The sequence below is a fragment of the Achromobacter spanius genome (assembly GCF_003994415.1).
In the GTDB taxonomy this organism is placed as follows: Bacteria; Pseudomonadota; Gammaproteobacteria; order Burkholderiales; family Burkholderiaceae_B; genus Achromobacter; species Achromobacter spanius_C.
On record NZ_CP034689.1, the window covers coordinates 3,745,374 to 3,757,411 of the forward strand.

Annotated in this window: 8 protein-coding genes; 1 reads left to right on the forward strand and 7 read right to left on the reverse strand. The window is 65.5% G+C overall.

Annotation, left to right across the window (positions count from 1 at the left end; translation table 11 throughout):
• Positions 1-6: 6 nt before the first annotated feature.
• The 3 genes from ELS24_RS17035 to ELS24_RS17045 form a co-directional block, all read right to left on the reverse strand.
• A complete protein-coding gene (locus ELS24_RS17035; protein WP_050446681.1) occupies positions 7-1,626 on the reverse strand; it encodes a methyl-accepting chemotaxis protein in 1,620 nt (539 codons plus the stop codon).
• A gap of 222 nt (positions 1,627-1,848) precedes the next feature.
• A complete protein-coding gene (locus ELS24_RS17040) occupies positions 1,849-3,339 on the reverse strand; it encodes an amidase (RefSeq protein WP_127184796.1) in 1,491 nt (496 codons plus the stop codon).
• Between the two features lie 126 nt (positions 3,340-3,465).
• On the reverse strand, positions 3,466-4,350 hold the full coding sequence (locus ELS24_RS17045) for a LysR family transcriptional regulator (RefSeq protein WP_083447351.1): 885 nt from the start codon (positions 4,348-4,350) through the stop codon (positions 3,466-3,468).
• A 115-nt stretch (positions 4,351-4,465) separates the two neighbouring features.
• On the opposite strand from ELS24_RS17045, the gene ELS24_RS17050 reads away from it, so the two are divergent.
• On the forward strand, positions 4,466-6,034 hold the full coding sequence (locus tag ELS24_RS17050; RefSeq protein WP_127184797.1) for an MFS transporter: 1,569 nt from the start codon (positions 4,466-4,468) through the stop codon (positions 6,032-6,034).
• Here the strand turns inward: ELS24_RS17050 and ELS24_RS17055 are convergent.
• The 4 genes from ELS24_RS17055 to ELS24_RS17070 all read right to left on the reverse strand — a co-directional run bounded on the left by ELS24_RS17055 (position 6,012) and on the right by ELS24_RS17070 (position 12,031).
• The gene (locus ELS24_RS17055; RefSeq protein ID WP_127184798.1) at positions 6,012-8,282 is read right to left on the reverse strand and encodes an ATP-dependent DNA helicase; all 2,271 of its coding nucleotides are present in this window, start codon (positions 8,280-8,282) and stop codon (positions 6,012-6,014) included. The genes ELS24_RS17050 and ELS24_RS17055 overlap by 23 nt on opposite strands.
• Positions 8,279-9,922, reverse strand: a complete 1,644-nt coding sequence (locus ELS24_RS17060; protein ID WP_127184799.1) for a VRR-NUC domain-containing protein — start codon at positions 9,920-9,922, stop codon at positions 8,279-8,281. Before ELS24_RS17060 ends, ELS24_RS17055 begins: the two co-directional genes overlap by 4 nt.
• Positions 9,923-10,005: 83 nt before the next feature.
• On the reverse strand, positions 10,006-10,509 hold the full coding sequence (locus ELS24_RS17065; RefSeq protein WP_127184800.1) for an AAA family ATPase: 504 nt from the start codon (positions 10,507-10,509) through the stop codon (positions 10,006-10,008).
• A 205-nt stretch (positions 10,510-10,714) separates the two neighbouring features.
• Complete coding sequence (locus tag ELS24_RS17070; protein ID WP_050446687.1) at positions 10,715-12,031, reverse strand: c-type cytochrome; 1,317 nt, start codon at positions 12,029-12,031, stop codon at positions 10,715-10,717.
• Positions 12,032-12,038 lie beyond the last annotated feature (7 nt).

Below are 12,038 nucleotides of genomic sequence, written 5' to 3' on the forward strand. Positions count from 1 at the left end.
AGAAGCTCAGATCTTGAAGCGGGACACGCCGCTGCGCAGGTCGTTGGCCACCACCGTCAGCTCTTCAATCGCCAGGCTGGACTGGCGCAGGGATTCCACCGTTTGCTGGGCGGCGTCGCTCAACTGCTGCAAAGCCTGGTTGATCTGCTCGGCGCCGGTCGCTTGCGCCTGCATGCCTTCGTTGACCATCTGCACGCGTGGCGCCAGCGTCTGCACCTGCTGGATGATCTGCGACAACTGGTCGCCCACCTGCTGCATGTCGGCCATGCCCCGGCGCACTTCCTCCGAAAACTTGTCCATGCCCATCACGCCGGCCGACACCGACGACTGGATCTCGCGCACCATCTGTTCGATGTCATAGGTGGCCACGGCGGTCTGATCCGCAAGCCGGCGAATTTCGGTCGCCACCACCACGAAGCCGCGGCCGTACTCGCCGGCCTTTTCCGCTTCGATGGCGGCGTTGAGCGACAAGAGGTTGGTCTGATCCGCCACCTTGGTGATCGTAGTAACCACCTGGGTGATATTTCCGGCCTTCTCGTTCAGAATGGCCAGCTTGGCGTTCACCGAGCCCGCCGCGCCCACCACGTTGCGCATCGTGTCTTCCATGCGCGCCAGTCCAACCTGCCCGCTTCCGGCCAGCGACGCGGTCTGCTCGGCGGCGCTGGACACTTCGGTCATGGTGCGCACCAGCTCGCGCGAGGTGGCGGAAATTTCACGCGAGGTGGCGCCGATTTCGGTGGTGGTGGCCGCCACTTCGGACGCGGTGGCTTGCTGCTGCTTGGACGTGGCCGCAATCTCGGTCACCGACGTCGCCACCTGCACCGCCGACCGCTGGGTCTTGCCAACCAGCCCGGTCAGTTCGTCCACCATGCCGTTGAAGCCGGTTTCAATGGCGTTGAATTCGTCTTTGCGCGCCAGGGACAAACGGCGGGTCAGGTCGCCGCTGCCGGTGGATTCCAGGGTATTGACGATCTGACGCATGGGGTTGCCGATGGCGCGCATCAGCAAAATGCCGCACACGATCGCCGCCGCGATCGCCAGGCCCAGCGACACCAGCATGTCGTATTCGGCCGCATCCACGGCCTGCTTGATGCTGACGGCGGCTTCGTCGGCCTGCTTCTTGTTTTCGAGCACCATCTTCGCCAGGATGTCGCGGCCCAGGTAGAAGGCGGGCCGCAATTCGTTCTTGACACGGCTTTTCGCCACGACCGGGTCACCCGCCATGGCGGTGCCCAGAATGTCGGCACGAATGCGCTTGTAGTCCTGCAAGGCCTTCTCAAAATCGGCGAACATCGTCCGGTCTTCCGCGCGCGCAATCGTGCGGCGGTAGAACTCGATGTTTTCCTCCAATTGCTGATCGCTATCGGGCAGCCCTTCCAGTACCGTGCGGCGCTCTGCGTCGGAATCGCTGTTGAAGGCGTCCTGCACCACCACGAAGCCGGCAAGCCACGACGCACGTATCGACGTGCTGTAGTAGATGCCCGGCACGGCATCCGTGTTGATCAACACCACTTCGTCTTCTATGTGCAGCAGGCGCCGGTAATCGACCACCACCATCAAGGTCATGATGGCCAGAATGACCATGAAGCTGGCCAGGATGCGTTGGCGGAGAGTCAGATTCTTCATTCAGGGAGACCTTTGTGCAGGTGCAACACGACCACGCCCACGCCATCCATGACGGGATGTGGGGAAATGCACTGATTATTACAAAGGCGGGTTCGGTCAGCCACGAAAAACTAGGGAAACCCCGTAAAAATAGAGGCTTCCGTCAGAAACACGCAAAGGCCGTTTACCAAAACTTGTGTTTTTCCGTGACTGTGCGTACCGCAAGCCCGCGCGGCTAGGTGGCTAGGCGGCCTGCCACAGCGACGCGGGCGGGTGAGCGGCCACCCAATCGCAAGCCTGGTCGTAGGCTTGCGCCAAGCGCAACACGTCCAGGTCGGCGTTCGGCGGGCCAATCAACTGCATGCCCATCGGCAGCCCCTGCGGGCTAAAGCCCACCGGCACGCTGATTACCGGGCAGCCGGCCAGCGTCCAGGGCGTCACGGTTTCCATCCAGCGGTGATAGGTGTCCATGGCGCGGCCGGCAATGTCTTTGGGCCAGTCCAGCGTGGCGTCAAACGGGAACACCTGCGCCGACGGCACCGCCAGGAAATCGACCTCTTCAAACATGGCGAGCACCGTCTGGTACCAGGCGCTACGCTCTTGCGTGGCCTGATAGACGTCGTGCGCGGTCATGCCTTCCAGGCCTTGCACTTCCCAGATCAGCGCGGGCTTGACCAGCTTGCGCGTCTGCGGGTCTTGGACCAGCGCATGGAATTGACCGCCCACCATCAGGTGGCGGTGCGTCAGCCACATGCGCCACAGCCGGTCGCCCGCAAACGGCACCTTGTAATCGACGACGTCGCAGCCCACCGTATCCAACGTGGCCAAGCCTTGGGCGCACACGTCCAGAATGCCCGGTTCCAAGGGCAGGTAGCCTCCCCAGTCGCCCAGCCAGCCAACGCGCTTGCCGCGCGGGTCCGCGTCTGAGGGGGCATCCAAGGCCGTGGCGAACTGCGCGGGGTCGTCGCGCAGCGACAAGGGCGAACGCTTGTCATGCCCCGCCATCACCGACAGCAGCAGCGCCACGTCGCGCGGCGTGCGGCCCATCGGCCCTTCATAGGACAGTTGCTTCAGGAACACCTCGGGCGACGGTCCGAACGGCACGCGCCCCGCCGACGGCCGCATGCCGTACACATTGCAGAACGCCGCCGGGTTGCGCAAGGAACCGCCAAAGTCACTGCCGTCGGCCACGGGCAGCATGCGCGCGGCCAGCGCCGCCGCCGCGCCGCCGCTGCTGCCGCCCGCCGTCTTGGACGGGTCGTAGGGGTTGCCCGTCGTGCCGTAGACCTGGTTATAGGTATGCGAGCCCAAGCCGAATTCCGGCACGTTGGTGCGGCCAATGAAGATGGCGCCCGACGCCCGCATGCGCTCGACGATGATCGAATCATGCTGCGTGACCTGGTCCTTGTAGACCAGCGAGCCCATCGACGTGACCATGCCGCGCACGGCCGTCAGGTCCTTGGGCGCCTGCGGCATGCCATGCATCCAGCCCAGCCATTGGCCGGCGTCCAATTGCGCATCGCGCTCGGCGGCTTCGCGCAGCAGCGCGTCGGTATCGCGGCGGGCGACGATGGCGTTGATCTTGGGGTTGACGCTGTCGATATGCGCGAGGTAGGCGCGCATGACCTCGACACAGGACAACTCGCGGCGCCGGATCGCGTCCGACAAGGCATGCGCCGGCATGGCGACAATGGGGTTCAGGCTGGCGGCGTCGGTCGGCGTGGCGAGGGGCATGCGAAGGTCTCCGGGTTCTCTTGGTCGTTGTCAGGCGGGCGCGTGGGCCCGTGCACCCAGCCGACATACTACGCAACCTGGCCGGGGCCGGCACGGCCTTTACGGACGTTATGGCCGTTACGGCCGTTATGGAAACAAATGCTGCGCCAGGTGGTCGATGAACGCGCGCAGCTTGGGCGACGCATGGCGGCTGGCCGGCCAAAGCGCCCACATCGTGCCGCCGCCCCGTGTGCGGTCTTCCATGACGATCTGCAATTGCCCCGCCGCCAGTTCCCGGCGGATCGTGAAGTCCGGCAGGCAGACAATGCCCTGCCCGCCCACCGCCAGCGCAATCCGCGTTTCCACGCTGTTGCATACCAGCGTCAAAGGCAGCTCGGGCGCTCGAGCGTCCGGCCCAAGCTTGAACGGCCATTTTTCCAGACGGCCCGTGGCCGGATAGCGGTAATGCAGGCAGGCATGGCCCAGCAGGTCGGCTGCGCGCTTGGGCGTGCCGTGCTGGCGCAGATAGTCGGGCGATGCGGCCAGCACCCGACGAAACGCGCCCAGGCGGCGTCGTTTCAAGCCAGAGTCATCCATTTCGCCCGTGCGGACCACGGCGTCATAGCCTTCGCCAATAACGTCCACCATCCGGTCCGTGAAATCCAGGTCCAGTTCCACCTTGGGGTATTGCCGCATGAAGCTGGCGATGCTGGCGTCGTACAAGCCGCTATAGCGCGGCAGGCTCACCCGCAGCTTGCCCTGCGGCGCGTCGGACGCGGCCGACAATTCCAGTTCGGCCGCTTCGACCTCGCACAAGATGCGGCGGCAGCGATCCAGGAATTTTTCGCCTTCCGGGGTCAGCGCAAGCTGGCGAGTGCTGCGATGAAACAGCCGTGCCTTCAAGCGTGCTTCCATCCGCGCAATGCTCTTGCCCACCGCCGACGGCGACACTCCCAGCACACGCCCCGCCTCGGCGAAGCTGCCGGCCTGCGCCACCAATACGAACACCCCAATGCCGCTCAGGCTATCCATCCACCACGCTCCCATGCGGACAAAAATGTCCGGAATGACGGGAATCCTAGCCTATTTTTCTTTCATTCCGGGGGCCATAAGCTGGCCATCCCTTTTGTATTCCCTGATGTGCGCCATGCCTACCCCTGACCTTTCCACCCCCTTTCCGGCGCCCCGCCACCGTTGGCTGCAACTGCTATCCGCATGCCTTACCGCGCTGCTGATACCCCTGTGCTTCACCGGCCCCGCCGTGGTGCTGCCATCCATCAGCCACGACCTGGGCGGCACACCCGTGCAACTGAATTGGATTTTGAACGGCTACATCCTGGCCTACGGCAGCGTGATCATGGTAGCCGGCAGCCTGACCGACCTGGTCGGGCCGCGCCGGGTATGGCTGCTGGGCTTGGCAGTCTTTTGCATCACGACCTTCGCCATTGCCTTCGTGCCCACCACCGCCTGGATCAACTTCCTGCGCCTGATGCAAGGCGTGGGCGGCGCGGCCGCGTTTGCCGCCGCCATGTCGTCGCTGGCGCCGCTATTCCATGGCGTGGCGCGTACCCGTGCATTCAGCCTGTTGGGCACCACGTTCGGCATCGGCTTGTCGTTCGGGCCGCTGGCTTCCGGCTGGATGGTGCAGGCGGCCGGCTGGCAGTGGGTGTTTCTGTCCACGGGCGTGGTGGGCCTGCTGGGCGCCGTCATGGTGGCCATCAGCGTGCGCCCCACGGCAGGCGTGGCGCAAGGCCGGCTGGACTGGCCGGGCGCCATCAGCTTTACCGGCGCGCTGGGGCTGTTCACCTACGGCATCCTGCTGGCGCCCGAGGCGGGCTGGACGGACGCGCATGTGCTCGGCGCGCTGCTGGCATCCGTGCTGCTGGCCGTGGCCTTCGTGCGGATTGAACGCCGCGTCGCCCGCCCCATGCTGGACCTGAGCCTGTTTCGCAACCCGCGCTTTGTGGGTGTGCAGGTGTTGGCCGCGTCGCCAGCGTTTCTGTTCATTGCGCTGATTGCGCTGCTGCCCGGTCGCTTCATCGGCATCGACGGCTATAGCGCGCTTGAGGCCGGGCAACTGATGATCGGCCTGGCCGCGCCCTTGCTGGTGGTGCCGTTCCTGGCCGCGCTGCTGACGCGCTGGTTCCGCCCTGGCCTGCTGTCGGCCATCGGACTGATCGCGGTGGCGGCGGGCTTGATCTGGCTGGCCGATGTGATGGCCGCGGGCGCGGCAGGCCTGTGGATGCCCATGTTGTTGATCGGCTGCGGCATCGGCCTGCCCTGGGGCTTGATGGACGCCATGGCCGTTAGCGTGGTCGATGCGCGCAATGTCGGCATGGCGACCGGCATCTTCAACACGGTGCGCGTGTCGGCCGACGGCGTCGCCATCGCGGTGCTGAGCGCGCTGCTGGCGCTACTGATCCAGACGCAGTTGTCAGCCACCCTGCCCGACGCGCAGTCCAGCCTCCTGAACGCGCAAGCGCTGGTAATGGCCGCCAACCGCGCGGCGCTGGGCCAGTTGGACCAAGCCGCGGCGCAACTACCGCACGCTGCGGCCCAGGCCATGCCGCTATTGCATGACGCCTATGACACCGCCTTTCGTCACGTGCTGCATGCCCTGGCTGGCATTGCCGTGCTGACCGCGCTGTGCATCACCCTGCTGCTGGGCCGTCGCGAAACGGTTGCGGCGCGGCTCAGTCCACCCGCCACCAGCTAGGCAGCAGCCCGCGTACCTTGGCGCGCCGATAGCGGTCGTCAATCAGGTGGACCGTGCCCACATCGCTTTCGGTGCGGATCACGCGGCCCGCCGCCTGCACCACCTTTTGCATGCCGGGGTACAGATAGGTGTAGTCGTAGCCGTTTTCTTCGCCGTAGCGCAGGTCCATCGCGCGCTTCATGTTTTCGTTCACGGCATTCACCTGCGGCAGGCCCAGCGTGGCAATGAAAGCGCCGATCAGGCGCTTGCCGGGCAGGTCCACCCCTTCCGAGAACGCGCCGCCCAATACCGCGAAGCCCACGCCCTGGCCGGCTTCGGTAAAACGCGCCAGAAACCCTGCTCGGCCCGCTTCGTCCATGCCCGGTGTTTGCAGCCAGATGGGCACGGCAGGATGGCGCGCGCGCATCAGGTCGGACACCTGGCGCAGGTAGTCAAAGCTGCTGAGAAAGCCCAGGTAATTGCCCGGGCGTTCCGCGTACTGCGTGGCGATCAGGTCAACGATGGGCGCCAGCGAACGCTCGCGGTCGCGATAGCGGGTGGACACATTGCCCACCACCCGCACCGCCAGTTGCTCGGCCTGAAACGGCGCGGCCACGTCGATCCACGGGGTTTCGTTGGGCAGCCCCAAGGTGTCGCGATAAAACTGCTGCGGGCTCAAGGTGCCCGAAAACAGCACGGTGGCGTGCGCCGCCGCATAGCGCGCCGCCAGGTAAGACGCGGGTATCACATTGCGCACGCACAAGGTGGACGGCCGCGTCTTGGCGCTGGCCACGCCCACGTCCGACAGCGTCACATCAAACAAGGCATGCGAACCGAACTGTTCAGCCAGGCGCATGAATTGCAGCGCCTGGAAGTAGAACGTCAGCACCGGGTCGTCTTGCGGCAAGGGAGATTCGGCCATGTATTCCATGATGGCGCCCACCGCTTTCTGCACGGCCGCCAACACACCCGGCGCCACCGCGTCATACGCCTGATAGCGTTCTGCCTGCTTCTTGTTCAGGGCATTCCACGACCGCTGCAAGCCATCCAGCGGCTTCTTCAAGGCCTTGGGCGCGGCATAACGCGCTGCCGACAACGAGGCCTGATCCAATTCCCCCGTATACATGCGCCGCGCGCGGTCAACCAGGTTGTGCGCCTCGTCCACCAGCACCGCCACCTTCCATTGGTAGGCCTGCGTCATGGCGTACAGCATGGCCGAAGAGTCGTAGTAATAGTTGTAGTCGCCCACTACCACGTCGCTCCATCGGATCAGCTCTTGCGACAGGTAGTAGGGGCAGATGCTGTGTTCCCGGGCCACGGCGCGCACCGTGGGCGCGTCCAGCCGTGCGTGCTGCACCGCCGCTTGGCGCGCTTGGGGCAGGCGGTCGTAAAAGCCCTGCGCCAAGGGGCAGGAATCCCCGTGGCAGGCCAGATCCGGATGCTCGCAGGTTTTGTCGCGCGCCTGCAAGTCCAGCACGCGCAAGCCGGGCGCGGCGGGCTGCGCGTTGACCGTGTCCAGCGCTTGAACCGCCAGCGCCCTGCCCGAGCCCTTGGCCGCCAGGAAGAAGATCTTGTCCAGGCCCGTACCAGGGCTGGCCTTGAGCAGCGGGAAGATCGTGCCCAGCGTCTTGCCGATACCGGTGGGCGCCTGCGCCATCAGGCAGCGCCCATCGCGCGCCGTGCGGTACACGGCCACGGCCAGATCGCGCTGCCCGGCACGAAATTCACCATGCGGAAACGCCAGCTTTTCCAGCGCCGCGTCGCGCGTCTGCCGATGCGCCAGTTCGGTCTTGGCCCATGCCAGAAAGCGGCTGCATTGTTCCTGGAAGAACGTTTGCAGCGCCGCGGCATCGTGCGTTTCCACAAGCACCGTTTCTTCCTCGGTGACCACGTTGAAATACACCAGCGCCACGCGCACCTGTTCCAGCCCGCGCGCCTGGCAAAGCAGATGCCCGTAGACCCGCGCCTGCGCCCAATGCACCACGCGATGGTTCTCGCGCACGCTGTCCAACTGGCCGCGATACGTCTTGATCTCTTCAAGCTGATTGGCAACAGGGTCATAGCCATCGGCGCGCCCACGCACCAGCAGGCCTTCATGCTGGCCGGAGAGCGACACCTCGGTCTCATACGCCGGGCCGCGCCGCCCGGTCACGACCGCGTGCCCCGCCATGCCCTCTACCCCGCTGGGCGCGGGCGTGAAGCGCAAGTCCAGGTCACCGGCCCGCGCCGTGAATTCGCACAGCGCGCGCACCGCCACGGCGTAGCTCATGCCGCGCCCTCCTGCCACGTAACGTGGCAAACACGGACCGGCATGCCGTGCGCCATGCAGTACTGCAACCAGCGGATCTGGTTGTCTTGCAGCTTGTCGCCGGGGCCTTTGACTTCAATGAGCTCATAGCGGCGCTCGGCCGGCCAGAAGCGGATCAGGTCCGGCAGGCCTGAACGGTTGGTCTTCACGTCACGCAGCAGGCGGGTAAACACCAGCTTCAGGTGCGCAGCGGGCAGGCAATCCAGCGCCTGGGTCAGCAAGGTTTCGGACAAGGCGCCCCAGAACACAAACGGCGACTGCACGCCCGCCTTGTCGGCGTAGCGTTGCAGAATCAGGTCGCGATAGGCGGGCGTATCCAACTGCGCCAGGCAATCGGCGAACAGCGCCTGGCGACGTTCGTGAAAATCGGGCGCGTCCAGGTCGGCCGGGCCGCGCTGGAACGGATGAAAGAACGCGCCTGGCAAGGGCGCGAACACGGCTGGCCAGCACAACAGGCCAAACAGGGAATTCAGCAGCGCGTTCTCCACGTAGTGCACGGGCGCATCGTCTTGATGCAGGTGGTCGCGCGTGACGAATTCCACCGACGCTGGCGTGGCCGGCCGTTGCAGCGTCAGGTCGGTGCGGGGCACAGCGTGGGCCGGCGGGCGCGCCGGCCGCGCCTGCCCCAGCGCGCGATACAAGCGCGGCAACATGCGCGCCACGCGCTGGCTTTCCTCTTCGCTTTCGGGCGCGTCGCGCGCTTGCAGCGCCAGGGCCAAAGCCTCGTCATACCGGGCCATGCGTTCATGGACACGCATGCGGCGATGGCGCGCGCCGGGGTAGGCGCAGTGCTCATAGGCCGCTTGCGCCGCCGCCCAATCCTGCGCGCGTTCACACGCCTGCCCGATGCGCAGCAGCACCTTGGCGCGTCGCTTTTCCAGCCAGGCGTTCTGGCTGACGCCGCCTTGCACCGTCGCCAGCAAGGGCGCAATGTCCGCGCCATCATCCAGCGCCGTGCGGCAGGCATGCAGCACCAGGTAGGCGTCCACGTCCGCGCGCGTCTGGAACGCGCGCGACGACGCATCAAACGGCACGGTTTCGTACTGGAATACGCCCAGGTCGGCCAACACGAATTCCGACCAGTCCTGGTGCAGGTTGCCAAAGAACATCAAGCGGAAGCGTTCGCAGAGGTCGCCCACCATCACGCGCCAGACGGGTTCTTTCGCGCCAGGAAACCATTCGGCGTATGGGCGGGGGGAGCCGTGGGCGGCGCGCAGGGCGTCCAGCAGATCGGCTTTGCGGGAGGAGGATTTAAGGGGCTGGCCAGAATACAACCGGCAGATTTCCGGCTTGGTATGCAGGCAGAACAATTCGTCCAGCGTCATCGGCGCCCGCGCGTCCAGCCAACCCAGCGCCGCAAGCGGCACGGCGGCATCCACTGTGCTGCCGATTTCTTCATAGACCAGCCGGCTGGCCCGAAACCAGGGCCCACGGCGCATCAGCATGCGCACCATCAGGGCCTGCGAGGCTTGCGGCAAGGCCTGGAAGTCAGCCAGGAAGCGGTGCTCGTCAGCGTCCAGCAGGTCGGCATAGCGGTCGCCGACCCACGCCAAGGCGCGCTGGAAATTGTGCAGGTAGTAGTAGCGGTGCGGGGGAAACATCGGCCGGGCCGGATAGCTGGTTTTTTATCCAGTAATCATAGCAGGCGGCCCGGCGTCGCACCGGGCCATTTTTGCCACTATTTTCAGCCTTGCCTATGCGGCACGATGGTCAGCCCTTCCTGCGGATCGGGTTCGACAAAGTAGGCGGTGATGGCGTCGTACTGCTCGTCCGAGGTGGAAAACGCATGGGTGCCTCCGGCATTGCGGGCCCGCAACCGCGCCTTGCACAGCGCGTCGGACGCCTGCAAATAATGAAGTTGATGCGGGCAACCCGCTTGCCGCGCCACCTCAAGCAACCATTGCCGGGCCGACAGCGTGTTGGCCGGAAAGTCCAGCACCACCGACACCCCCGCCCCCACCAGGGCCGTCACGTGCGCGCCCATCGCGTCGCGCAGCCGCGCGGCGCAACGCGCGTAGTCCGCAATGCCCTGGATCTCGCCGGGATACAGCGCCGCCAGCCAATGGTCTTCGCTGATCAGCAGCGTGCCGGGTTGCGCGGCAAGCTTCGTGGCCAATGTGGACTTGCCCGCGGCGATCTTGCCGCAAAGAAAGTGCAAGGTGGCGGGCGATGAGGATAACGACGTCATGCAAGGCTCTCCTTGAGCGTGTGCCAGGCGGGCCAACAAAAAACCCGCCGGTTGGCGGGTTGTGTAGCGATGTGCCGATGCGCGCTAACCCACCTTGGTACCAAGGAGGCTAATAATCACGGCAAAGGCGGTCAGGGGGCGGCGCATGGGCAAGAGATTGCGCTTGGCGCGAATTCTTGTCAATGGCCGCCCACCCAAAACCACCTTATCGCGCCGGCTGCGCCGCCGCGCCCACGTCCTTGCGGACCTTGGCCACATCAGACGCGCTGACCGCCGAGCCCTTATTGCCCCAGCTTGAGCGCACAAAGGTCACCACATCGGCCACTTCCTTGTCGGTCATGCGCCAGTCAAAGCCCGGCATGGCGTAGGCGGTGGGTGCCGCCGTCGTGCCCGGCATCTGGGCGCCCTTGAGCACGATGTGAATCAGCGACGTCGGGTCCGCCGAATTCACCGTCGAGCTCAGCGCCAACTGCGGGAACGTTTCCGTGTAGCCCTTGCCCGTGCTGCGATGGCAGGCCGCGCAGTTGTTCAGGAAGGCCATGGCGCCGTCGCCCTTGTCCTTGCCGGTACGCAGCGCCTGCGCCACCGTCTCGTCATAAGCCAGGGGCTTGTTGGCGGCGTCCTTGTTGACCGGCGGCAAGCTCTTCAGATACACGGCGATGGCGTTCAGGTCGTCATCGGTCAAGTGCTGCGTGCTGTCTTGCACCACCTGCGCCATGCCGCCAAACGCCGCCGAATGCCCGTTGCGGCCCGACTTCAGGAACACGGCAATGTCTTCCTTGGTCCAGCTACCCAGGCCGTCCACGACGTCGCCGCGCAGGTTCTTGGCCAGCCAGCCTTCCACCACGCCGCCCGACAGGAAGGCCGAGCCGTCCGCATCGCTCAAGGCCTTTTCCTGCAAGGCAAAGCCGCGCGGGGTGTGGCAGGTGCTGCAATGCCCCAGCCCTTCAACCAGGTACTGGCCACGCAGCAGCGCCGCGCGGTCCGCGCCCTTCAAGTCGCTGGCGGCCGGGCCGTTGACGACGTCGGGTGCGAACATCCAGCGCCACACGGTCAGCGGCCAGCGCATCGACATGGGCCACGAAATATCCGTGTCCTTGTTTTCCTGCTTGACCGGTTCAACCCCGTGCATGAAGTAGGCGTACAGCGCCTTCACGTCCTCGGGCGTGACCTTGGCGTAGGCGGTGTAAGGCATGGCCGGATACAGCGAATGCCCATCACGGGCCTTGCCATGGCGCACGGCCTGGTCGAAGTCCTCCAACGTGTAGTTGCCGATGCCGGTTTCTTTATCGGGCGTGATGTTGGTCGAATAGATCGTGCCCAAGGGCGATTCAATGCCCAGGCCGCCAGCAAAGGGCTTGCCGCCCCCGGCCGTGTGGCAGGCAATGCAGTCGCCGGCGCGCGACAGGTATTCACCCTGCTTGATCATCTGCGCGTCGTTCGTGGCGGGCGTGCCGTCCGCCGCGAAGGCGGTGCTGGCGACCAGGGCCGAGAAGGCCGCAACAATGGTTTGCTTCAACATTGTTCCG